Here is a 23,044-nt window from a genome sequence, read left to right as displayed (position 1 = left end):
AGGTCCCTGGGCTGGGTCATGCGTTACAGTATTACACATGCTGTCAATCAGTAATGCCGGTGTGGACACCGGCGAGCGGATCCTCGCGGCGGCCGCCAGCTGCGTGGTCGATTTCGGCGTCGACCGGGTGACCCTCGCCGAGATCGCCCGGCGCGCGGGCGTCAGCCGGCCGACCGTGTACCGCCGCTGGCCGGACACTCGGTCGATCGTGGCGGCGCTGCTGACCCAGCACATCACCGGCGTGATGCGCGATGCGCCGTTGCTCGGCGACGACCGGGAATCCCTTGTGCGACAGATCGTTACGGTGGCCGACGTGCTGCGCCGCGACGAACTGGTGATGTCGGTGCTGCACTCGGCGCTGGCGCCGACCTACATCACCGAACGCCTGGGCACCAGCCAGCAGATGTTGATCGACGCCCTGGCCGACCGGCTGCGCGTGGCCCAGCGCCACGGCAGCGTCCGCCCTGGTGACCCGCTTCAGATGGCCACCATGGTGTTGCTGATCACCCAGTCGACCATTCAGTCCGAACGGATCGTCCGGCCGATCCTCGACGCCGACGCGCTGGCCGTCGAACTCGCCCACTCGCTGAACGGGTACCTGTCGTGACCTCGGCGGCCCTGAACGCCGCCCGGCGGGCCGCGGACTTGACCGCCCTCGCCGAGGGCGCGCCGGTGGACGTCGTCGTGATCGGCGGCGGCATCACGGGCGCCGGGATCGCCCTGGACGCCGCGTCGCGCGGCCTGCGGGTGGCGTTGGTGGAAAAGCGCGATCTGGCGTTCGGCACCAGCCGCTGGAGCTCAAAGCTGGTGCACGGCGGCCTGCGCTATCTGGCGAGCGGTGACGTGGGCATCGCGCGGCGCAGCGCCATCGAACGCGGAATCCTCATGACCCGCAACGCCCCTCACCTCGTCCGCGCGCTGCCGCAGCTAGTCCCGTTGCTGCCGTCCATGGGTCACACCAAGCGGGCGCTGGTGCGCGCCGGATTCCTGGCCGGCGACGCGTTGCGGATGCTGGCGGGGACGCCGGCCTCGACCCTGCCCCGGTCGCGCCGGATTTCGGCGCGGCGGGTCGTGGAGATGGCCCCGACGGTTCGGCGCGACGGCCTGGCCGGTGGCCTGCTGGCCTACGACGGGCAGTTGATCGACGACGCCCGGCTGGTCATCGCGGTCGCGCGCACCGCGGCCCAGCACGGCGCCCGGATTCTGAGCTACGTCGCGGCGTCCGAGGCGACCGGCACGTCGGTGCGGTTGACCGACCGGCGCACGGGACAGTCGTTCGAGGTGTCGGCCGGCGCGGTCATCAACGCGGCCGGGGTGTGGGCGGGGGAGATCGACGGGTCGCTGCGGCTGCGGCCCAGCCGCGGGACCCACCTCGTCTTCGATGCCGGCGCCTTCGGGAATCCGACTGCGGCGCTGACCATTCCGATTCCCGGCGAGCTCAACCGCTTCGTGTTCGCCATGCCCGAGCAGCTGGGCCGGGTCTACTTGGGGCTGACCGACGAAGCGGCCCCCGGCCCGATTCCCGACGTGCCGGAGCCGTCGTCGGGGGAGATCGCCTTCCTGCTGGACACGGTCAACACCGCGCTGGGGACCGCGCTGGGGGCCGCCGACGTGATCGGTGCCTACGCCGGGTTGCGGCCGCTGATCGACACCGGCGAGGGCCGCACCGCCGACGTGTCGCGCGAGCACGCCGTGGTCGAAGGGCCGTCCGGCGTCATCAGCGTGATCGGCGGAAAGCTGACCGAATACCGTTACATGGCACAGGATGTCCTGGATCGCGCCGTCCGCTCGCGACGCCTGGGCGCCGGGAAATGCCGGACCCGGAACCTGCCGCTGATCGGGGCGCCGGCCAATCCCGGGCCGGGGTTTCGGTCCGGCGCCGGTCTGCCCGCGTCTCTGGTCGCGCGCTACGGCGCCGAGGCTTCCCACGTCATCGCGAGCGCTCGCTGTGAGCGCCCCACCGAGCCGGTCGCCGAGGGCATCGACGTGATCCGGGCCGAGTTCGAATACGCGGTGACGCACGAGGGCGCGCTCGACATCGACGACATCGTCGACCGGCGGACCCGGATCGGGTTGGTGCCGCGCGATCGCGAGCGGGTTGTCGCGGTGGCCGAGGAGTTCCTGGCGTTGCTGGGCTGATCGCCGTGCTTGCGACCGGGTTTACGCCCCCGGTACATTGAAACGGAACCGTAGCGTATCGCCTGAATTGAGGAACATCCGCCATGCCCGCCGACAGCGTTCGAAGCGACCGGGCGCGCCGACCGTCGGGCAAAAATCCTGGACGCTTCGATCCCTCTCTGGACGGCGCCATCCTCGAGGCCGCGCTGCAGGGGCTGGGCGAACAGGGCTACGACCGGATGAGCATGGACGACATCGCGTCGCGCGCGCGGGTGGGCAAGGCCGCCATCTACCGGCGCTGGCCGTCGAAGGCCGCGATGGTGGCCGACGCGATCGCGCATTGGCGACGGGGACTGGGACCGGTGGAGCCGCCGAACACCGGCAGCCTTCGCGGTGACATCGACGCCCTGGTCGCCGCGGCACCGGACTTCGACGAATCGGGTCTGAGCACGGTCAAGATGATCGTCGGCGCGGCGACGGCGGCGATGAACGACCCCGTTCTGGCGGCGGCGCTGGACGACCTTGTGCTCTCGGTGCCCCGCCGGGTGGTCAGCGTGGTCCTCGACCAGGCCGTGGCCCGGGGGGAGATTTCGGCGGGCCGCGATGTGACCCTGATACCCGACGCCCTTCTGGGCCTCAACCTCCTGCGGGTGGTGACGGGACGACCGATCAATCGCGTCTACGTTCGACGCGCCCTCGAAGAGGTGCTGCTGCCGCTCGCGACCCCTGCTGCCGTCGAGTAACAGCCCCTGATCGCCTCGGGGCCCTTGCGCTCCGCGGCGACCCGTGCCAGTCTCGATGCAGAACGGAACCGACTAGTTCCGTCTGTTTGGTCCTGGGATCTACGGGAAGCGAGCTCGCCGCATGACGCGTCACAGCCGGTTGGTGTGTTTGCTGCGGATGGTGGCGACGCCCGTCGTGACCGTGGTGGGGTTGTATCTGCTCTTGCTTGGCGTCTCGCCGCTGCTGCGGGTGAAGTGGATCAGTGACAGGATTCGCCGGTTCACCAAGACGGCGAATCGCCCCATGCGCAGGATCGCCGGCACCCGCGTGGGAATGCTGTACTTCAACCTCGGCGCTCTGCATCACGTCGGGCGGCGCAGCGGGCGAAGCTACGTCACCCCGCTGAGCGCGTACCGCCTCGGGGACGGCTTCGTGCTGGGGGTCGCATACCCCGAAGTCGATTGGTGCCACAATGTTTTGGCCGCCGGGACATGCACGCTCACCTGGAATGGCAAGGAGTACGCGCTGGAAAGGCCCGAGCTGATCCCCGCCGCCGAGGCGATGAAGGCCTATCCGCCGCTGGTAAAGCCCTTCATCGTCGGCCCGGGAACGAAGACGTTCCTGTGGCTGCATCCGGCCGGCAGGACCCCACCCGTGGAAGGGAAATGAGCATGAACGTCACGCGTGTCCCCGTTCTCATCGTCGGCGCCGGTGTGGGCGGGCTGGCCACGTCGGTTCTGCTGGCCAAGTACGGCGTTCGGTCGCTGCTGGTCGAGAAGCGGCGCGAGGTCTTCATCTACCCGAAAGCCCGCAACCTGAGCTTCCGCAGCCTGGAGATCCTGCGCTCTCTGGGCCTGAGCGACGAGGTCCGCAAGGTTGCCGAAGGCGTGTCCGGCATGGTCGTCAAGCCGACGCTGAACAGCGCGGACGAGGCGCCGGCCATGGACGTCGACGCCATATTCGCGCCCTACGCCGGGCTGAGCCCCGAGCCGCCCGCACAGTATTGCCCGCAAAGCAGGCTGGAGCCGATGCTGTTGGCCGAGACGCGTCGGCAGGGTAGCGAGGTTCGCTACGGAACTGAGGTGTTGTCGTTCGAGCAGGACGACGACGGCGTGACGGTGTTTGTGCGCGAACGGGATTCGAGCGCGACCGAAAGCGTGCGCGCCGACTACCTCGTCGCCGCCGACGGTGTGCACAGCCCGATCCGGGACCGGCTCGGCGTCACCACGTCGGGATACGGCGCGCTGCCGATCTTTGTCGTCTTCGCCTACTTCAAGGCGCCGTGGCGGAAGTTTGTCCCGAACCTGGGCGACGGGGATGGCGTGCAGGTCAAAAACGCCGACGTGGACGGGATCTTCCTGGTCGTCGAGGACGACCTGGGCATGTTCATCACCACGTACCTGCCGGGCGAGGGCGAAACGGCGGAGCAGTTCACCCCGGAGTACTGCGCCGAGCTGCTGACCCGAGCCATCGGTGAGCCGATCGACGTGCAGATCATCGAAGTCGCCTCGTGGCAACCCTACGAGCGGGTGGCCGACCAATTCCAATGCGGGCGAGTATTTCTCGTCGGCGACGCCGCCCACACCATGCCGCCGTTCAAGGCCGGCGGGGCGAACACGGCCATCCAGAGCGCGGACAACCTGGCCTGGAAGCTCGCCGCCGTGGTGAACGGCCGGGCCCGGCCCGCGCTGCTGAACACCTACCACGCCGAGCGGCACCCCGTCGGGCGGTTCAACGCCCGCCAGTCGCTGAGTGGGCCGCCGCTGGTGCTCCTCAGGCTGGACGACAACCGACCGCAACTGCCGCCGGACGAAGAGGAGCCGATGTTCGCCCTGCTCATCGGCTACCAATACCGCTCGGCGGCAGTCGTTTCCGATGCGGCCCCGGCCGCGGACACGGACGCCGTGTCGTTGGTGGACGAGTTGCGGGGGCAGTCCGGCACCCGGGTGCCGCACGTGTGGGTGCGGGAGGGGGTGTCGACGCTCGACCTGCTCGGCCCCGGGTTCACCGTGCTGACGGGGGACGAGCGATGGCGCGCCGCGGTGGATTCGGCGTCGGCCCTGGGCATCCCGATCATCATGCAGCGCATCGACGACGCCTGGGTCGCTGCCACTGGGCTCGCGCCTTCCGGCGCGCTTTTGGTCCGCCCTGACGCCTTCGTGGCATGGCGTGTGGACGCACTGCCCGCCGATCCGGAAGGCCAACTGCGCCGGGCACTCTCGCAGGTCCTGGGCCGCTAGCCTGCCGCGAGCAGACACAGAATCGCACGGCGCGGGGCCCGCGCGTGCGATTCTGCGTCTGCTCGCCAGCGTTAGCCAGCCAGACGCGGACGCTCTAGATGGGTGGCGATTCGTAGGGCGAGGCGATCGGGTTCGCGCCTTACGTCGTGGACGACGATGGGAATGATCGTCCAGCCGATCTCCTGGATTTTGCCCCACCGTCTTTTGTCGCGGAGCATCTCCTTCGGCCCCGCGTGCCAATCGATGCTTTCATATTCAGCCGCCAAATGCACTTCCGGCCAAGCGAAGTCGACGCGCCACAGCTCGCCGTCATGGTCGCGGATTGGATATTGGAGCTCCGGAAGCGGTAGGCCGTGGTCGATCATCACGAGCCGGGCCTCGCTTTCCATGGCCGATTCCGCGCGTCCATCGGCAAAGGGGAGGAGTTCGCGCACCGCCACAATGCCCCGACGCCCTCGCTGTTCGGCGACGGCGCTTTCGATTTCGGTCCGGGTGCACCGCAGGGAATGCAATGCGGCGTCGAGCGTTGCCAGTGCTCGCGGGCGCCGCAACTGCCGTGCGACCTCCACGGCGGTCCATGCCGGCGTGGTCGCCAGGCGCCCCGCCGTCCGTCGCAGCGGGGCGCCGGTGCGTTGGTGAACCATCAGTCCGGTCGTGGGGCGCATTCGCACACCGGGATCGAGCACGTGGGTGGCAGCGGTGTTTTCGGTATCGAAGCCGTATAACGAGGCGGCTGTGCCCATGCAGGCGACGGCCGGTCGGCCCATGAAGATGTCGAGCGCGGCCAGGCGGCCCAACAGATTTGGTTGCTCGGCCGCGTAGACGCCATACCACACGCGAATCAGTTTGCCGTTCTTGACTTGAACGTCGAGCTGTTGACGAGTCATGACCGTCAGCAGTTGTGTGGTTGTGGCGAAACCGCCGGCCTTCTCCAGGACCGCAAGAGCATCGGTGTGCATCGCGGAAGCATGCGGGGGCTATTCGGTATCGACCAGTCACCCCTGGGGATAACGCGCGCGAGCAGACACAGAATCGCACGCGCGGGCCCCGCGCAGTGCGATTCCGCGTCTGCTCGCGGGTGAAGGGGGCTCGCGGGTGAAAGGTGACTAGAGCGGGATGTTCTTGTGGCGGCCGCGGCGCGCCGGCGCCTGGGCCAGCGCCTCGGTGAGCTTGCTGCGCGTGTGTGCCGGGTCGATCTTCTCGTCGACCACACCGATCTCGATGGCGCTGTCCACACCGCCGGCGATCCGCTCGTGCTCGGCGGCCAACTCATCGTGCAGGGCTTCGCGTTCGTGGTCCGGCGCGGCGGCCAGCTTCTTCTTGTGCAGGATGCCGACGGCGGCCTTGGCACCCATCACCGCGACCTCGGCGTCCGGCCAGGCGAACACTTTGGTCGCGTTCAGCGAGCGGGAGTTCATCGCGATGTAGGCCCCGCCGTAGGTCTTTCGGGTGACCAGTGTGACGCGCGGAACGGTGCACTCACCGAACGCGTGCAGCAGCTTGGCGCCGCGGCGCACCACGCCGCCCCACTCCTGGTCGACGCCCGGCAGATAGCCGGGGACGTCGACGACCACGATCAGCGGGATCCCGAACGCGTCGCACAGGCGCACGAAACGCGCTGCCTTCTCGGCGCTTTCGGAGTTCAGGCAGCCGCCGAGGCGCAACGGGTTGTTGGCCAGCACGCCGACGGCGCGGCCGGACAGCCGGCCCAGCCCGACCACCATCGACGGCGCCCAATTGGCCTGGAACTCGTCGAAGGACGGCGTGCCGTCATCATTCGTGTCCAGGATCGCGGTCACGATCGGATGGACGTCATAGGCTCGCCGGGCCGATTCGGGCAGCAGCGCGTGGATGTCGGTGTCACCGGCCTCGGCCTTGCTGCGGTCGAAATGGCCTTGCTGGCAGAACAATCCGACCAGCCGGCGGCCGCGCTCGTAGGCGTCGAGCTCGTCGTCGGCGACGATGTGGCACACCCCGGATTTCTTGTGGTGGGTCTCCGGGCCACCCAGCGACGCCATGTCGACGTCCTCGCCGGTGACGCTGCGCACCACGTCGGGACCGGTGACGAACACGCGGCTCTCCGGCGCCATCACGATGACGTCGGTGAGCGCCGGACCGTAGGCGGCGCCGCCGGCCGCGAAACCGACGACCACCGAGATCTGCGGGATGTAGCCCGACGCGCGGATCATGGCCTCGAACACCGTCCCGACCGCGTGCAGCGCGCGCACGCCTTCGGCCAGCCGGGCCCCGCCCGAGTGCCAGATCCCCACGATCGGGCTCTGCTCCTCGATGGCGGTGTCGTAGGCGTTGACGATGTGCGCGCAACCCTCGGTGCCCATCGCGCCACCCATCACGGTGCCGTCCGTGCAGAAGGCGATGGTGCGCATGCCATTCACCGTCCCGGCGGCGGAAAGCACGCCCGAGCGGTCACGCTCGTGCAGGAGCTCCACGCTTCCGTCGTCGAAGAAATTGCTCAGACGCAGCAAGGGGTCGCGGGGGTCGAGCGACTCGCCAACCGCCTCGGGGGCCATAAGTGTCATCGCAGGTCTCCTGTTCCGCGTGTGCTCCGAGTATGAAACGGGGTCAGTACCGCCCGAAGGCGAGTGCGACGTTGTGCCCGCCGAATCCGAACGAGTTGTTGATCGCGTACCGGTATTTGCCCGGCCGCGGCTTGCCCGCCACCACGTCCAAGTCGATCTCCGGATCGAGGTTTACGAGGTTCAGTGTCGGCGGAACCACTTGGTCCCGCAACGCGAGCACGGTCAGGATCGACTCCACCGCGCCGACCGCACCCACCGAGTGGCCGAGGGCGGACTTGGGCGCATACACGGCCGGCTTATTGCTGCCGAGGGCATTGTTGATGGCTTTGCCTTCGGCCAAGTCACCGACCTGCGTGCCGGTGGCATGGGCGTTGACGTGGTCGATGTCGCCCGGAGCCAAGCCCGCGAGCTGGATCGCGCGGCTCATCGCATGCCCGGCGCGTTCGCCGTTGGGGTCCGGCGCCACCATGTGGAAGCCATCCGAGGTAATGCTGGCCCCCATGATCCGGGCCAGGATGTTGGCGCCGCGAGCCTTCGCGTGCTCCTCGGTCTCGATCACCATGAGCGCACCGGCCTCGCCGAACACGAAACCGTCCCGGTCCCGGTCGAAGGGGCGACAAGCGCCGGCGGGATCGTCGTTGTTGGTCGACATCACGATGCGCATCGCGGAGAACGCCGCGATCGGCACCGCCTCGATCTTGGTCTCCACACCGCCGCAAATGGCCATGTCGGCCTCACCCAGCACGATCTGTTGCCAAGCCCGGGCGATCGCCTCGCAACCGGAAGCGCACGCCGACACCGGTGTCATCACCCCGGCCTTGGCGTGCCGTTCCAGCCCGACCGCCGCGGCCGCACCGTTGGGCATGTACTTCTGCACGCCCAAGGGAGAGACCGCCTTGGTGCCGCGGGCGCGCATGTCGTCGTAGCTGAAGACCATTTCCTCCGACGAACCCAGACCGGTGCCGATGGACACCATCAGCCGGTTGGTGTCGACCTCGGGCGAGCCGGCGTTCTCCCACACCCGGCGGCCCAAGACGGTGGACATCCTTTGCAGGTAGCCCGTCCGGCGCAGCTCGACGCGCGTCAGCTGGCTGTCGAACTCCTCCACGAGATGCCCACCGATGCGGACCGGCAGGTCGAACTCCTCGACAAACGGGTCCTCGAGGACGCGGATACCGCTTTGGCTGTCCAGCAACAACTTCCAGGTGGTCTCCACGTCGGATGCTAGGGCGGTCGTCATGGCGATACCGGTGACGACCACATTCGGGAAAGCTTTCCCGGTAACCAGCTCTGTCATGGGTCTTGCAAAGGTTCCTTCCGTGCTTAGTGGTGATCGCGAGCCGGGTCACCACCATCCAGCTTTAGTAACGCCCGAACGCGAGCGCCACGTTGTGGCCGCCGAATCCGAACGAGTTGTTGATCGCGTAACGGAAATCGCCGTAGCGAGGTTCGCCCGCGACAACATCAAGGTCGATCTCGGGATCGGGGGTCTCGTAGTTCAGCGTGGGCGGTATGACGCCGTCCCGAAGGGTCAATACCGTGAGGACAGATTCCAGCGCGCCGACCGCGCCGATGGAGTGGCCCAGCGCCGACTTCGGCGCGTACACCGCGGCCCGCTCGCAACCGGCGACCCGAATGGCGTTGGCCTCGGCGGTGTCGCCGATCGGCGTCGCCGTGCCGTGCGCGTTGACGTGGTCGACATCCTTGGGGGATAGGCCCGCCAGCTCCAGCGACCGCGTCATCGCCCTGCCGGCACGCATGCCATCCGCCGCGGGCGCCACCATGTGGAAGGCGTCCGAGGTGATGCCGGCACCGAGCAGCCGGGCCAGCGGCCTGGCGCCGCGGGCCCGGGCGTGCTCCTCGGTCTCGATCAGCATGAGCGCCCCGGCCTCGCCGAACACGAAGCCGTCGCGGTCCTTGTCGAACGGACGTGAGGCGCGCTCGGGCTCGTCGTTGCGGGTCGACATGGCCCGCATCATCGAGAACGCCGCGATGGGCAGCGCCTCGATCGGGCCCTCGACACCGCCTGCGACGGCGACGTCCGCATCACCCATGACGATCTGGCGCCATGCGTGGGCGATGGCCTCCGAGCCCGACGAGCAGGCCGACACCGGGGTCATCACTCCGGCGCGCGCCCCCAGCTGCAGCCCGACGGTCGCGGCGGCACCGTTGGGCATGATCATCTGAACGGCGAGCGGCGACACCTTGCGGGGGCCGCCCTCGTTCATCAGGTCATAGCTCTCCACGATCCGCTCGGCGCCACCCAGGCCCGTGCCGACCACGACCGAGAAGCGGTCCGGATCGACCTCGGGGCTGCCCGCCGCCTCCCACAGCTGGCCGCTCAGGAATTTGGCCAAGCGCTGGACGTACGACATGCGCCGCAGGTCCAGCCGGCCCATGTGGTTGTCGATCGGCTCCTTGAGGTGTCCACCGATCTTGACGGGCAGGTCCCACTTGGTGACGAACTCGTCTTCGAGCACGCGGATGCCGCTCTCGCCGGACAACAAACCCTTCCACGTGCTCTCGATGTCTGGCGCGATCGACGTCGTCGCCGCGACGGCGGTTACCACGACGCTGGGGTAACCGCCATTAGCAGTGGAAGGTTTGGTCACTTGCTTTCCGCTTCCAGCCTTGCCTTGACGTTGGCAACGGCGTCGGGGTTCTCCGCCTCGAGCTTGGCGCGCAGCGCAGCGGCGGCCTCGGGGTCCTCTTCCTCGAGCTTCTGGATGTAGGCGACGACGTCACCGACGGTGCGCAGACCGGCGAGGTCCTCGTCGGGGATCTTGACGCCGTACTTGTCCTCGGTTTGCACGGCGATCTCGACCATCGACAGCGAGTCGATGTCCAGGTCGTCGACGAACGACTTCTCCGGGGTGACCTCGGACGGCTCGATGCCGGTGACCTCTTCGATGATCTCGGCGATACCGGCGATGATTTCTTCCTGAGTGACGGCCACAGCCTTATTTCCCTTCGTAATGTGTTGTGTGCAAATCGGGTTGACGTTTGCAGTTGTTATTGTTCTGGCGAAAGCGGGCAGTTTAGAGGTTCGCCAACTCGTCCAGATCTGCGGGTGACTTGACGGCACGGGCCGTAACTCCCCGAAGTTCGCGCTTGGCGATACCGGTGAGAGTGCCCGCGGGAGGGAACTCCACGATCGCCGTGAGATGGTGCTCGCGCAGCGTCGCGGTGCACAGGTCCCAGCGCACCGGCTGGGTCAGCTGAGCGACGAGCGTGTCCATCGCCGCGGCCGCGGAAGCCACCGGCTTACCGTCGTGGTTCGACAGCAGCGTGGCGGTGGGCTCGGCGGTCATGACGGCGGCCGCCGCCGCGGCGTAGCCGTCCAAAGCCGGGGCCATGTACTTGGTGTGGAACGCTCCGGCCACACCGAGCGCGCGCACCCGGGCCTTCGCCGGTGGGTCTTCGGCGAGCTTCTCCAATGCGGCGAGCGGGCCCGCGGCGACGATCTGACCGGCACCGTTGCGGTTCGCGGGGAAGAGCCCGAGTTGCTCGAGGCGGCTCAGCACCTCGGCCTCCTCACCACCGAGCACCGCGGACATGCCGGTTGGCTCGACGGCGCAGGCCTTGGCCATCTCGGCGCCGCGGGTGGCGGCCAGCGCGACGGCGTCGTCGGCGGCCAGCACGCCGGCGATCGCGTAGGCCGCGATTTCGCCGACCGAGTGCCCCGCCACGATCAATTCCTCGCCGGCAAGCAGGCCGCGCTTGGTCAGCTCCTGGTGGGCGAGCAGCGTGGCGGCCACGACCAGCGGCTGGGTGACCGCCGTGTCGGTGATCTCCTCGGTCGACGCGGTGGTCCCGAGCCGCACGAGGTCCAGGCCGCTGGCCTTCGACCACAGGGTCAGCTGGTCGGCGGTGCCTGGCAGCTCCAGCCAGGGCGACAGCATCCCCTCGGTCTGCGAACCCTGTCCGGGCGCAAGCAATGCAATCACGTGTCTAAGAGAACACTGTGGAAAGGGTTTTGGCGGGTGTAACAGATTATGAACCTCGTCTTAGGTTTTTGTATATACCTTACAAAACCGCTTCGTAAGCTACGTTTTTGATACCGTGCCGCGATCTGTTGCCTGGGTCACTATCGCCCGGACGGGGCCGTGACACCGCCTCTGACCGGCAGGGGAACCGGAGCGACGGTGCTGTTGTCGACGCTGGACGGATGTGCGGGGTAGTTGAGCTGGCCGACCGTCGACGCCACCCGCAGGACGTATGCGTCGCGCGGCTGGGTGGGATCGCGCCCGGTGAAGTCGGTGATGCGCTTGAGCCGGTATCGCACGGTGTTTGGATGAACGAACAACTTTCTGGCACAGGCCTCGATGGCGCCGCCGCAATCCAAGTACGCGTCGAGCGTCTCGATCAGCGTCGGCCCGGCATCGGCCAGCGGCCCCATCACATCGGTGTGTAACGCCACGATCGCCGACGCATCCCCCATCAGGGCGCGCTCAGGCAACAGCTCCCGGGCCAGCACGGGCCGCGGCGCACCGCCCCAGCCGGCGACCGCGTTCATCCCCGAGATCGCCTCGCTGGCGCTGTGATAGGCCGCGGTCAGCATGGGCGCGGTGGGTCCGATGACCACCGGGCCGTCGGAGAACGCGGTCAACAGGTCGCCCAGGAACTTGTCGGTCGGCGACAACTGGCCGGACACGATTGCCACCAGCCAGGTGCCGTGCACGTCGGTGAGGGCCGCGCGCCCGTGATGAGCGGCGGTGTCGCGGACGATTTGGCTGGCTCGCTCGCTGGCGCCCTCGCCGTTCGTGTTGTCGCGGCCGGGGGCCGGCGTCCCGACGACAACCGTCGCCGGCGCGGTGGTGTCCCAGTTCAGCGCGGCCGCGCGGGACAACAGCTCGGGGCCGGTGTCGCCGCGCACCACCGCGTCGACGACGCTGGCCTCCATTCGGCTGTCCCAGGTGCCACGGGCTTCGGCCGCGTCGGCGTAGGCGGAGGCGAAACTGAACGCAAGGTCGCGGCTGTACTTCAGAATGCCGACCGTCAGCGCGGTCAACTGTTCCTCGGAGCGGGCCAGCAGCGGCACGACCTCCTCGAAGAACTCCATGGTGACCCGCACCATGTCCACGCTGTGGCGCAGCGCGATCCGCCGGGTCAGGTCCTGGGGCACCAGCTCGAACGCTCGCGCCGTGTAGTTGACGTTGTTGTGCGGATCGTGCATCCACTCGACGAAGTTCACCACCGCCGTCTGCACCACCAGGGCCACGCTGGCGCGCTGGGAGGCCTCCAGGTCGGCGAAGAACGGCAGCCGCTCCTGCATGGCAGAGACCGCCTCGGTGGACAGCCGGCCGGAATACTGCTTCAACCGCCGGAGCAGGGATTCGGGCACGGTATCCAGCAGCTCGAGGGGCGACCTCGGCTTGGCAAACGGGCCGGCGAAGGGGTTGTCATTCACCCCTAAAACTTACGCCAGATTTCTGGAACTTTCCCCCAAAGCGGGGCGCGTCGTAGCGGCTCACCAAGGGGCGGGCGGCCCGACCGTCACGCTGGAGTGACGCTCGGCGGGCGAGGGCGGGCGAGGGTGGGCGATGGCAGGCGAGGGTGGGCGAGGGCGGCCGGCCGCGGGGCTAGGCCAGGGTTAGGCCCCGGGGCCGGGATCGGACGTCTGCTCCGGCGCGGCCTGCACGTCGTCGATCCGGTACTGACGGGCGGCCGCGACCGGTACCGACGGATCGATTTCGCCGTCGCGGGCCAGCGCCTCCAGCACCGCGACCACCTGCGACTCGGCGTCGGTGTTGAAGAAGCGCCGCGCGGCGGGCCGGGTGTCGGAAAAGCCGAACCCGTCGGTGCCCAGCGTGACGAAGGTGCCCGGCACCCATGGCCGGATCTGCTCGGGGACGGCGCGCATCCAGTCCGACACGGCGATCACCGGCCCGGCCGCATCCGCGAGGGCCCGAGTCAGGTAGGGGGTGCCGGCCGGCCGGTCCGGATGCCGCAGCCTGGCCCTCTCGACGGACACGCCGTCGCGGTTCAGCTCGCCCCAACTGGTCACCGACCAGACGTCGGCGGCGACATCCCACTCGGCGGCCAGCATCCCCGCCGCCTTCAGCGCCGCGGGCATGGCCACCCCCGAGGCGAGGATCTGCGCCTTGCTGGCCCGCTGCTCGGTGGCGGCGTGGTAGCGGTAGATGCCGCGCAGCACGCCCTCGGGATCGAAGTTGGCCGGCTCGGGTGGCTGCACGTACGGCTCGTTGTAGACGGTGATGTAGAAGTAGACGTCCTCCGGGTTCTCCCCGAACATGCGGGCCAGCCCGCTCTCCACGATGTAGGCGATCTCGTACGCGAACGCCGGATCGTAGGCCACCACCGCCGGATTGGTGGCGGCGAGCAACAGCGAGTGGCCGTCGGCGTGCTGCAGGCCCTCGCCGGTCAGCGTGGTGCGCCCGGCGGTCGCGCCGAGCAGGAAGCCGCGCGTCATCTGGTCGGCGGCGGCCCACAGGCCGTCGCCGGTGCGCTGGAACCCGAACATGGAATAGAAGATGTAGATCGGGATCATCGGCTCGTTGTGCGTCGCGTACGACGTGCCGGCCGCGATGAACGACCCCACCGACCCGGCCTCGTTGATGCCCTCGTGCAGGATGTGCCCGGCTTCGCTTTCCTTGTAGGCCAGCATCAGGTCGGCGTCGACGGCGGTGTACAGCTGGCCGAGGCGGTTGTAGATCTTCAGCGACGGGAACCACGAGTCCATCCCGAAGGTGCGTGCCTCGTCGGGAATGATCGGGACGATGCGCGGCCCAACTTCCTTGTCGCGCAACACTTCCTTGAAGGTGCGCACCGTCGCCATGGTGGTGGCGACCTCCTGGTTTCCCGATCCCTTCTTCAGCGCGGCGTAGATCTCGCGGCCGGGAAGCCGCAGCGCCTTGGCCTTCGTCCGGCGCTCGGGCAGGAAGCCGCCCAGGGTGCGGCGACGGTCGAGCATGTACCGGATCTCCGGAGCGTCGGGTCCGGGGTGATAGTAGGGCGGGAGGTAGGGATTCTCGTCCAGCTGGGCGTCGCTGATCGGAATCCGCATCGAGTCGCGGAAGGCCTTGAGGTCTTCCAGCGCAAGCTTTTTCATCTGATGGGTGGCGTTGCGGCCTTGGAAGTGCGCGCCCAGCGAGTAGCCCTTGATGGTCTTGGCCAGGATCACCGTCGGCTGTCCCTTGTGGTCGATGGCGGCGCGGTAGGCCGCGTAGACCTTGCGGTAGTCGTGACCGCCGCGCTTGAGGTTCCAGATCTCGGAATCCGTCATGTGCTCCACGAGCGCCTTGGTGCGCGGGTCGCGGCCGAAGAAGTGTTCGCGGACGTAGGCGCCGTCGTTGGCCTTATAGGTCTGGTAATCACCATCAGGTGTCGAGTTCATCAGGTTCACCAGCGCGCCGTCCTTGTCGGCGTGCAGCAGCGCGTCCCACTCGCGGCCCCAGACCACCTTGATGACGTTCCAGCCGGCACCCCGGAAGAACGACTCCAGCTCCTGGATGATCTTGCCGTTACCGCGCACCGGGCCGTCGAGGCGCTGCAGGTTGCAGTTGATGACGAAGGTCAGGTTGTCCAGGCCCTCGAGCGCCCCCACGTGCAGCAATCCCCGGCTTTCGGGTTCGTCCATCTCGCCGTCGCCCAAAAAGCACCACACGTGCTGGTCGGAGGTGTCCTTGATGCCCCGGTCGTGCAAGTAGTGGTTGAACCGGGCCTGGTAGATGGCGTTCATGGGGCCCAGGCCCATCGATACCGTCGGGAATTCCCAGAAGTCGGGCATCAGCCGCGGGTGCGGATAGGACGGCAACCCGCCGCCGGGATGGCTGTGCTCCTGGCGGAAGCCGTCGAGCTGGTCCGCGCTGAGTCGGCCCTCTAAGAAGGCGCGGGCGTAAATCCCCGGGGAAGCGTGACCCTGGATGAACACCTGGTCCCCGCCGCCGGGATGCGATTTGCCGCGGAAGAAGTGGTTGAAGCCGACCTCGTAGAGCGCCGCGGACGAGGCATAGGTCGAAATATGGCCGCCCACGCCGATTCCCGGGCGCTGGGCGCGGTGCACCATGATGGCGGCGTTCCACCTGATCCACGCCCGGTAGCGGCGTTCGACGTCCTCGTCGCCGGGGAACCACGGTTCCAGCTCGGTCGGGATGGTGTTGACGTAGTCGGTCGAGGTCAGCGCGGGGATGGCCACCCGCTGCTCACCCGCCCGTTCCAGCAGCCGCAGCATCAGATACCGCGCCCGCGCCGGCCCCGAGCGCTCCAGCAGCTCGTCGAAGGACTCCAGCCACTCCGACGTCTCCTCGGGGTCGATGTCGGGCAGATAGGACGCCACACCTTCGCGGATCACCCGAACGCGGTCGGGTTCGCTTGCGCTGCTTGGGGTTTTGGCCAGATCGTGGCGCGCGAACTCGGTAGTCAACTCACTACTCCTGTAGTTGGCGGGATATCCGCTTGCGTTATGCCTCCCTATCGTGCCGCACCGGCGTTCGGGGCGGGTAGCCGCCGTCCGGTCGCCGATCAACGGTGGTGCGCGCTGGGGTGGTGGAATCGTCACCCGGTAACGTCACCAACCGTGCTCATTGGATGGCGTGCCGTCCTCGCGGGTGCGTCCCCAAGGCGAGGTGCCCTGGCGATCGGCTGCGTCGCGGCGACGCTGATGGGAATCGTCGGGTGTACCACCGTCACCGGTGGCACGGCAACACCGGACACCAAGGTCGCCCCGGCCTACCGGCAGTCGGTGTCGGCGTCGGTGTCGGCCTCGTCGGCGACGTCAAGGATCCGGGAGTCCCAGCGGCAACAATCGCTGACGACCAGGGCGGTGCGCACCTCCTGCGACTCGCTGGCCACCACCGCCAAGGACGCGATCGACAAGGTCAATGCCTTTGTCGCGGCGTACAACAACGGCCGCAGCACCGGCCCGGCCGAAGGCCCCGCGATCGAGGCGCTGAACAACAGCGCCACCACGGTGTCCGACAGCTTCAGCGATGCGCTGTCCCAGCAGCTGCGGGACGCGTTCAACGCCTACATCGAAGCGGCGCGCGGCGTGGCCAACGCGATCGGCACGCACGCGTCGACATCGGAGTTCAACAAGCGGGTCGATCAGCTCAACGACACCAAGACGAAGGCACTGAAACTCTGCCTGGCGGCCTTCTGAGGCGCGTCATGAGGCACGGGTATGGACCGCGTTCTGGCTGTGCGACGATAATTCTCATCGCACGGCGCGCGGATGGTTCCGCGGATGGTTTAAGGAGGCTCCACGGTGGTCGCGGCGGATCACGCCCCGAGCTACGCTCGCAAACTGGGCATCCAACGAGACCAAGTCGTCCAGGAATGGGGCTGGGACGAAGACACCGACGACGACATCCGCGCTGCGGTCGAGGAAGCGTGCGGCGGTGAGTTGCTCGACGAGGACAGCGACGAGGTGGTCGACGTCGTGCTGCTGTGGTGGCGCGACGGGGACGGCGACCTGGTGGACACCTTGATGGACGCGATCGGCCCGCTGGCCGAAGATGGCGTCATCTGGGTGCTGACGCCCAAGACCGGCAAGCCCGGTCACGTCCTGCCCGCCGAGATCGCCGAGGCGGCCCCCACCGCGGGATTGATGCCCACCTCGTCGGTCAACCTCGGCGACTGGAGCGCCAGCCAGTTGGTGCAGCCCAAGTCGCGGACCGGGAAGCGTTGATGCTGCCCGTCGGCGCCACCGCCCCGGACTTCACCTTGCGCGACCAGAATCAACAGCGTGTCACCCTGAGCGCCTATCGCGGTGCCAAGAATGTCCTGCTGGTGTTCTTCCCGCTGGCATTCACCGGGATCTGCCAGGGCGAGCTGGATCGGCTGCGCGATCACCTGCCCGATTTCGAAAACGACGACAGTGTGGTGTTGGCGATCTCGGTGGGCCCGCCGCCGACGCACAAGATCTGGGCCCTCGAGAGCGGGTTCACGTTCCCGGTGCTGTCGGATTTCTGGCCGCACGGCGAGGTCAGCCAGGCCTACGGCGTGTTCAATTCCGACGCCGGTTACTCCAACCGCGGCACCTTCGTCGTCGACCGGTCCGGGATCGTCCGGTTCGCCGAGGTGAAGCAGCCCGGCGAGGCCCGCGATCAGCGGCTTTGGACCGACGCGCTGGCGGCTTTGCGGGCCTGAATGTTTTGGGTGCTCGGCTTCGGGCGTGTAGCCTGCGGCGGACCCCCGGGTTTCCCCCGGGCTTCAGGGCGCGTAGCTCAGTGGTAGAGCTCTGGTTTTACACACCAGCGGTCGGCGGTTCGATACCGTCCGCGCCCACTCGGCTGGCGGCCGGGGGCATCTCCGCTTGCGAGCGTAACGCCACTGCGAATTCGCTCGCCGATTTTCGCGGTGGCGTTACGTTCGCGCCGGACGGGAGTTATGGCAAGGTCAGGGCGTGGGAGAGCAATCCGTGAGGCCGTTTCGCGTCGACGTCCCGGACGACGTTCTGGACGACCTGCGATCGCGGCTGGCGCGCACCCGGTGGCCCGAAGCCGAATGCGTGGACGACTGGAGCCAGGGCATCCCGCTGGCTTACACCCGCGAGTTGGCCGACTACTGGGCCAACACATACGACTGGCGGTCCCGCGAGGCCGCGCTCAACCGCTTTGACCAGTTCGTCACCGAAATCGACGGCCTGGACATTCATTTCATCCACCAACGTTCGCCCCACGACAACGCCTTCCCGCTGGTGATCACTCACGGCTGGCCGGGCTCAATTGTGGAGTTTCACAAAGTGATTGAGCCGCTGACCAATCCGGCGTCGGGCCGCCCCGAGGACGCCTTCCACGTCGTCTGCCCGTCACTTCCCGGGTACGGCTTCTCCGGAAAGCCCACTCGCACCGGGTGGGGGGTGGGCAGCATCGCCGACGCCTGGGAGACGCTCATGCTGCGCCTCGGCTACGACCGCTACGGCGCGCAGGGCGGCGACTGGGGCGCGGCCGTGACGACACAGATGGGCCGCAACGGTGGCCTTTCTGGGGGCCACTGCGCGGCCATCCACCTGAACATGCCGATCGGGCGGCCCACGCCCGAAACCCTCAAGAACCCCACCGCGGAAGAGCAACGCGCCCTTGCCGCGTTGGCCGATCACCGGAAGTGGGGCACCGGCTATTCCAAGCAGCAGTCCACCCGACCGCAAACCCTGGGCTACGGGCTGGTCGATTCGCCGGTAGGGCAACTTGCCTGGATCGTCGAAAAGTTCGGGGCCTGGGCGGATTGCGATGGCCACCCCGAGAACGCGTTCAGCCGCGACGAGCTTCTGGACAACGTGATGGTGTACTGGGTGACCGCCACGGCCGCGTCCTCGGCCCGCCTGTACTGGGAGAGCTTCAAGGTCTGGGGGCAGGACGGCCGGGTTGAATTGCCCACGGGCGTCGCCGCTTTCCCCAAGGAGCTGCTAAAGGCGCCGCGGAGCTGGTGCGAGCCGATCTACAACATCACCCACTGGACGGACATGCCGCGCGGCGGACACTTCGCCGCGTTCGAACAACCGGAGCTGTTCGTCGAGGACGTCCGCGCGTTCTTTGCGACGGTGCGGTAAACACCCGAGACGCCGAGCGTGCGTGTCTGTACAGCGACACGCCGCTCGACGCGGCATTTTGCGCACGCTCGCGGCCTTTGGCCCTAGACGATGCGGCGGCCCCGTCGCGCGCGGGATCGCATGTCCCACAGGTAAAGCCGATAGCCGAAGATCCAGGCTCGGTGCGGGATCAGCCGGTCGGCCAGCCGCAGGGCGGTCAGCAGCCTCTCGAACCGGCGCTGCTGGCCCCGCGACCAGTCCAGCCGCATCATCGCCCGGAACTCGGGGGCCAGGAATCCCGTCGTCGCGAACAGGTTGAACGGCCCCGCCAGCGCCCGCAACGGCCACGGCAGAAACGCCATCGACGCGACGCCGAGTAGATGCTCGCGCACCGGCGGGTCGATGCGCAGCTCGTCGAGGGAGCGCTTCCAGTACTCGTCGAACGCCACCCGGTCCGGCGGCCACATGCGCTCGGGCACCTGCAACGTGGTGCCTAACCGTTTGGCGTCGCGGTAGACGGCGTCGGCGGCGGCATCGTCCAGTCGGCCGTGCAGGAACTCGTGCTGGTCAACGAAATAGCGGTACAGGCAGGCGGCCACCCACAGCTGCAATTTGGGGTCAAACGCGTTGTAGGACACCGGGCTCGACGGCGTCGACCGAACCTGCCGGTGGGCGACATCGACGGCGCCGCGGATCAAGGCCCGGTCGGCCTCGGTCCCGATGGTCGCGACCGCCAGGTAGGTCCCGGTGGTGCGGGCCCGCTTGAACGGATGCTTGTAGACATTGCCGCTGTCCACGGGACTTTCCAGCACGCCGTAGCCGACACCGGGCAGGGACAGCTGCATGATCACGTTCGCGGCGGGCAACAACACGGCCGCCGGGTTCAGCAGGTCGGCGACCCGGGTCGCGGGCCGCTTCATAGCGAATCTCGCCCCATGGAATCGAGTAGACCACGTGTGAGACGCTGCCGGGGTGTTTGCGACCACACGGCTCGGCGTGCTGGCCGGCTATCTGGCCGACCTCGCTCTGGGCGACCCGCAACGGGGTCACCCGGTCGCGCTGTTCGGCCGGGCGGCCGCGACGTTGGAGCGCGCCACCTACCGCGACAGCAAGATCGCGGGTGCCGTGCACGTGGGCCTGCTGGTCGGTGCGGTGACGGTGCTGGGTATTGCCGTCGCAAGGAGGGGCCGGCCCTGGTCCATCGCGGCCACTTGGATATGCCTGGGCGGGACGTCGTTGGCGCGCACCGGGTTGGAAATGTCGCGGCTGCTGGAGGGCGGCGACATCGAGGCCGCGCGACGGCTGTTGCCGTCGCTGTGCGGGCGCGATCCGACGGGGCTGGATGGGGCCGCCCTGACGCGCGCGGCGCTGGAATCGGTCGCCGAGAACACCTCCGATGCCCAGGTGGCGCCCCTGCTGTGGGCGGTGGGTGGCGTGCCCGCGGTGCTGGCCTACCGCGGCATCAACACGCTGGATTCGATGGTCGGTTACCGCTCTCCGCGTTACATCCGATTCGGTTGGGCCGCAGCGCGATTGGATGATTTGGCCAACTACGTCCCGGCCCGGGTGACCGCGGGGTTGGTGGTGGTATGCGCACCCATCGTCGGGGGATCGCCGTCGGGTGCGGTGCGGGCCTGGCGGAGGGACGCTACCCGGCATCCCAGCCCCAACGCCGGTGTAATCGAGGCGGCCTTTGCCGGGGCACTGGGTGTCCAACTCGGCGGGCCCACCCAGTACCACCATGAGCTGCAGATCCGGCCCACCCTCGGCGACGGCCGAGAACCCACGGTGGCCGACCTGCGCCGCGCGGTGGTGCTGTCGCGGGCGGTGCAGGCGGCGGCCGCGCTTGTGTGTGGGATGACTCTGCGTCTACCAGGCAAAAGTGCGAGTAACCCCCGTGGTCAGCGCAGAATCAACGCGTCCCGCTACCGCCGGCGGCCGTAGCGGTCGGCGAGCTTCTGCTCGACGGTCATCGGCGTTTCGGGGGCGTGTTGCTTGTCCCGGCGGCGGGCGCGGATCTCGGAATAAATGAAGTAGCCCAGCCCGATCGGCGCGAGAATGCCGAACGAAATCCACTGGATGCCGTAGGAGAGAAACGGTCCGGCGTCCAGGTGGGGGATGCCGATCACGCCGAGTCCGCCGGGCTGGTTGTCGACCAATTGCAAATACGACCCGGCCAGCGGGACCTTGGTCAACGCCGCGACCTGCCCGGCGTTGATCGAATACACCTGCTGCACGCTATCTCTGAAAAATGGCTCTTTGCCTGGAGCGGTGGGCTCGGAGTCGCGCAGCCGTGCCGTGATGGTCACCGTCTGTGACGGCGGGCGGGCGATCGGGGGGATATGCGACCCCTGCTCGGGCCGCACATAGCCGCGGTCCACCAGAACGGTGGGCCCGTCGTCGACGACGAACGGTGCCAGTACCTCGAACGCCGGGTCGCCGTCGACCACCCGCAACCGGGCCAGCACCTGAACGTCCGGCAGGTAATGCCCGGTGGCCGTCACCCGGCGCCACTGCGCGTTGGGGGCCGACGAGTCCTGTTGTGGCAGCAGGGTTTTCAGTGGAACCGGCGGGGTGTTGAGGGAATACTCGATCTGGTGGTTCTCCCGCGACGTCCTGGTGTTCTTTCCTAGTTGCCAGGGCGCGAGCACCATGAAGCACAGGTAGGTGAAGGCGATGATCACCAGGGCCAGCGCTATCCAGCCCGGCCGCAGTAGAAAAGCCAAACGCCGCATCAAGTCCCGCCGTTTCGTGCCAGCTGCTCGTCGACCCAGCCATGTAGGCCGGGTAGGGCGGCCTCGATGACGGCGAAAACCTTCTCGAAGTCGTGCGCGCCGCCGTAATAGGGATCGTCGACGTCGGGGGCATAGGCACCCGAGCGCGGGTCGAACGAGCGCAGCATCCGTATCCGGCCGTCGTCGACGCCCAGCTGCCGCAACATCCGAACATGATTGCGGCCCAATGCCACCACCAGGTCGGCGGCCAGGTGATCCTCGTCGAGCTGTGCGGCGCAGTGGTCGGTGGGGTAGCCGTGGGCACGCAGGACCCGGGTCGCCCGGTCGTCGGCGCAATTGCCGACATGCCAGTCGCCGGTGCCCGCGCTGGTCACCCGTACCGCGTCACCCAGACCGCGGCGCCGCAGCTGGTGAGCGAACATCTTCTCGGCCATCGGCGAACGGCAGATGTTGCCGGTGCAGACGAAGGTGACGTGCAGCGGTTCAGACACCGAGCGCCCTCCGCAGCTCGTCGACGGTCGCGGCATGCGTCACGCCGGTGCCGCCCCCGTCGGCAAGGTCACCGAAGTCGTCGTGCCCGTAACCCCAGCCGACCACCACGGTGTCGATGCCGTGCGCGGCCGCGCCGTGCACGTCGTGGCTGCGGTCGCCGACCATGAGCACGCGCTCGGGCAGCGGCGCCAGCTGTTCCAGTGCGTGGGCCAGCACGTCGGCCTTGGAGCTGCGGGTGCCGTCGGTGGTGGCGCCCGCGATCACCTCGAAATGCCGGTCGAGCCCGAAGTGGGCGAGGATGCGCCGGGCGGTGGGTTCCGCCTTGGAGGTGGCCACGGCCAGTCGGACGCCGGCGGCCCGCAGGTCGGCCAGCAGCGGCTCGACGCCGTCGAACAGGCTGTTCATCGCCCAGCCCCGGGTGGTGTAGTCGGCCCGGTAGGCCGCGATCGCCTCTTCGCCGAGATCCATAGAACGGAAGGTCTCGTGCATGGGCGGGCCGACGATCCGCGCGGCCAGGTCGCCGTCGGGCACCGCGGCGCCGACGTGGCCGAGCGCATGGCGGAAGCTGGCCACGATCCCCTCCGCCGAGTCGGTGAGTGTGCCGTCGAGGTCGAAGATCACCAGCTGGGCCTTAGTGGCGCCAGGGCCGCACGGAGAATCGACCCCGGCTGAGATCGTGTCTGTCACGATTCCCATTGTCCCTGA

22 protein-coding genes and 1 tRNA gene are annotated in these 23,044 nt (G+C 68.2%); 11 read left to right on the top strand and 12 right to left on the bottom strand.

Translation table 11 applies throughout. From position 1 onward, the window contains the following. Window positions 1-37 precede the first annotated feature (37 nt). From K3U93_RS14915 to K3U93_RS14895, 5 genes are all read left to right on the top strand, one after another. Window positions 38-607 (top strand): TetR/AcrR family transcriptional regulator, encoded by a 570-nt coding sequence (locus K3U93_RS14915; protein WP_071511992.1) that lies wholly within the window; start codon window positions 38-40, stop codon window positions 605-607. After that, window positions 604-2,139 carry a glycerol-3-phosphate dehydrogenase/oxidase gene (locus tag K3U93_RS14910; protein WP_083011300.1) on the top strand — a complete coding sequence of 512 codons (1,536 nt, stop codon included), beginning with the start codon at window positions 604-606 and terminating at the stop codon, window positions 2,137-2,139. The genes K3U93_RS14915 and K3U93_RS14910 overlap by 4 nt, the downstream gene beginning before the upstream one ends. Window positions 2,140-2,222: 83 nt before the next feature. Next, window positions 2,223-2,861, top strand: a complete 639-nt coding sequence (locus tag K3U93_RS14905) for a TetR/AcrR family transcriptional regulator (protein ID WP_083011301.1) — start codon at window positions 2,223-2,225, stop codon at window positions 2,859-2,861. A 121-nt stretch (window positions 2,862-2,982) separates the two neighbouring features. Next, a complete protein-coding gene (locus K3U93_RS14900) occupies window positions 2,983-3,510 on the top strand; it encodes a PNPOx family protein (RefSeq protein WP_083011302.1) in 528 nt (175 codons plus the stop codon). Window positions 3,511-3,512: 2 nt separating this feature from the next. Next, window positions 3,513-5,081 carry an FAD-dependent monooxygenase gene (locus K3U93_RS14895; protein ID WP_083011303.1) on the top strand — a complete coding sequence of 523 codons (1,569 nt, stop codon included), beginning with the start codon at window positions 3,513-3,515 and terminating at the stop codon, window positions 5,079-5,081. Between the two features lie 71 nt (window positions 5,082-5,152). Here K3U93_RS14895 and K3U93_RS14890 read toward each other — a convergent pair whose 3' ends face one another. The 8 genes from K3U93_RS14890 to aceE all read right to left on the bottom strand — a co-directional run bounded on the left by K3U93_RS14890 (window position 5,153) and on the right by aceE (window position 16,007). Further along, window positions 5,153-6,040, bottom strand: a complete 888-nt coding sequence (locus tag K3U93_RS14890; protein ID WP_083011304.1) for a type IV toxin-antitoxin system AbiEi family antitoxin — start codon at window positions 6,038-6,040, stop codon at window positions 5,153-5,155. A gap of 147 nt (window positions 6,041-6,187) precedes the next feature. Then, a complete protein-coding gene (locus K3U93_RS14885; protein ID WP_083011306.1) occupies window positions 6,188-7,621 on the bottom strand; it encodes an acyl-CoA carboxylase subunit beta in 1,434 nt (477 codons plus the stop codon). A gap of 43 nt (window positions 7,622-7,664) precedes the next feature. Then, window positions 7,665-8,918, bottom strand: coding sequence for a 3-oxoacyl-ACP synthase KasB (gene kasB / locus K3U93_RS14880; RefSeq protein WP_071511999.1), 1,254 nt, complete (start codon window positions 8,916-8,918; stop codon window positions 7,665-7,667). A 64-nt stretch (window positions 8,919-8,982) separates the two neighbouring features. Continuing rightward, window positions 8,983-10,233 carry a 3-oxoacyl-ACP synthase KasA gene (gene kasA, locus K3U93_RS14875; protein WP_071512000.1) on the bottom strand — a complete coding sequence of 417 codons (1,251 nt, stop codon included), beginning with the start codon at window positions 10,231-10,233 and terminating at the stop codon, window positions 8,983-8,985. Further along, window positions 10,230-10,577 carry a meromycolate extension acyl carrier protein AcpM gene (gene acpM / locus K3U93_RS14870; RefSeq protein ID WP_071512001.1) on the bottom strand — a complete coding sequence of 116 codons (348 nt, stop codon included), beginning with the start codon at window positions 10,575-10,577 and terminating at the stop codon, window positions 10,230-10,232. Before acpM ends, kasA begins: the two co-directional genes overlap by 4 nt. A gap of 82 nt (window positions 10,578-10,659) precedes the next feature. Beyond that, a complete protein-coding gene (locus tag K3U93_RS14865) occupies window positions 10,660-11,568 on the bottom strand; it encodes an ACP S-malonyltransferase (protein WP_083011307.1) in 909 nt (302 codons plus the stop codon). 140 nt (window positions 11,569-11,708) lie between these two features. Next, entirely contained in the window at window positions 11,709-13,031 is a 1,323-nt protein-coding gene (locus tag K3U93_RS14860) for a PucR family transcriptional regulator (RefSeq protein ID WP_071512003.1), read from the bottom strand. A gap of 183 nt (window positions 13,032-13,214) precedes the next feature. Then, entirely contained in the window at window positions 13,215-16,007 is a 2,793-nt protein-coding gene (aceE, locus tag K3U93_RS14855; protein ID WP_083011309.1) for a pyruvate dehydrogenase (acetyl-transferring), homodimeric type, read from the bottom strand. A gap of 153 nt (window positions 16,008-16,160) precedes the next feature. On the opposite strand from aceE, the gene K3U93_RS14850 reads away from it, so the two are divergent. The 5 genes from K3U93_RS14850 to K3U93_RS14830 all read left to right on the top strand — a co-directional run bounded on the left by K3U93_RS14850 (window position 16,161) and on the right by K3U93_RS14830 (window position 19,133). Beyond that, entirely contained in the window at window positions 16,161-16,742 is a 582-nt protein-coding gene (locus tag K3U93_RS14850; RefSeq protein WP_071512232.1) for an Rv2240c family protein, read from the top strand. Window positions 16,743-16,847: 105 nt separating this feature from the next. Beyond that, the gene (locus K3U93_RS14845) at window positions 16,848-17,270 is read left to right on the top strand and encodes a DUF3052 domain-containing protein (RefSeq protein WP_071512233.1); all 423 of its coding nucleotides are present in this window, start codon (window positions 16,848-16,850) and stop codon (window positions 17,268-17,270) included. After that, the gene (locus K3U93_RS14840; protein ID WP_071512234.1) at window positions 17,270-17,731 is read left to right on the top strand and encodes a peroxiredoxin; all 462 of its coding nucleotides are present in this window, start codon (window positions 17,270-17,272) and stop codon (window positions 17,729-17,731) included. The genes K3U93_RS14845 and K3U93_RS14840 overlap by 1 nt, the downstream gene beginning before the upstream one ends. Window positions 17,732-17,797: 66 nt before the next feature. Further along, window positions 17,798-17,869: transfer RNA gene (locus K3U93_RS14835), tRNA-Val, on the top strand. Between the two features lie 133 nt (window positions 17,870-18,002). Then, window positions 18,003-19,133 carry an epoxide hydrolase family protein gene (locus K3U93_RS14830; protein WP_083011332.1) on the top strand — a complete coding sequence of 377 codons (1,131 nt, stop codon included), beginning with the start codon at window positions 18,003-18,005 and terminating at the stop codon, window positions 19,131-19,133. 83 nt (window positions 19,134-19,216) lie between these two features. Here K3U93_RS14830 and K3U93_RS14825 read toward each other — a convergent pair whose 3' ends face one another. After that, window positions 19,217-20,032, bottom strand: coding sequence for an oxygenase MpaB family protein (locus tag K3U93_RS14825; RefSeq protein WP_071511772.1), 816 nt, complete (start codon window positions 20,030-20,032; stop codon window positions 19,217-19,219). A 52-nt stretch (window positions 20,033-20,084) separates the two neighbouring features. On the opposite strand from K3U93_RS14825, the gene K3U93_RS14820 reads away from it, so the two are divergent. Then, window positions 20,085-21,056: a cobalamin biosynthesis protein gene (locus K3U93_RS14820; RefSeq protein WP_083011311.1), complete on the top strand. Its 972-nt coding sequence runs from the start codon at window positions 20,085-20,087 to the stop codon at window positions 21,054-21,056. Here K3U93_RS14820 and K3U93_RS14815 read toward each other — a convergent pair. From K3U93_RS14815 to K3U93_RS14805, 3 genes are read right to left on the bottom strand one after another with little or no spacing between them, the layout of a single operon-like run. Next, complete coding sequence (locus tag K3U93_RS14815) at window positions 21,038-21,847, bottom strand: SURF1 family cytochrome oxidase biogenesis protein (RefSeq protein ID WP_071511773.1); 810 nt, start codon at window positions 21,845-21,847, stop codon at window positions 21,038-21,040. The two genes, K3U93_RS14820 and K3U93_RS14815, sit on opposite strands and share 19 nt — an antisense overlap. Further along, entirely contained in the window at window positions 21,847-22,338 is a 492-nt protein-coding gene (locus K3U93_RS14810) for a low molecular weight protein-tyrosine-phosphatase (protein WP_139797079.1), read from the bottom strand. The genes K3U93_RS14815 and K3U93_RS14810 overlap by 1 nt, the downstream gene beginning before the upstream one ends. Continuing rightward, window positions 22,331-23,026 carry an HAD-IA family hydrolase gene (locus K3U93_RS14805; protein ID WP_420915355.1) on the bottom strand — a complete coding sequence of 232 codons (696 nt, stop codon included), beginning with the start codon at window positions 23,024-23,026 and terminating at the stop codon, window positions 22,331-22,333. The genes K3U93_RS14810 and K3U93_RS14805 overlap by 8 nt, the downstream gene beginning before the upstream one ends. Window positions 23,027-23,044: the final 18 nt, after the last annotated feature.

This window comes from Mycobacterium malmoense, assembly GCF_019645855.1.
GTDB classification, from domain to species: domain Bacteria; phylum Actinomycetota; class Actinomycetes; order Mycobacteriales; family Mycobacteriaceae; genus Mycobacterium; species Mycobacterium malmoense.
Note: the sequence above shows the minus strand (reverse complement) of the source record. Positions and strands in the feature narration are given on the sequence as shown.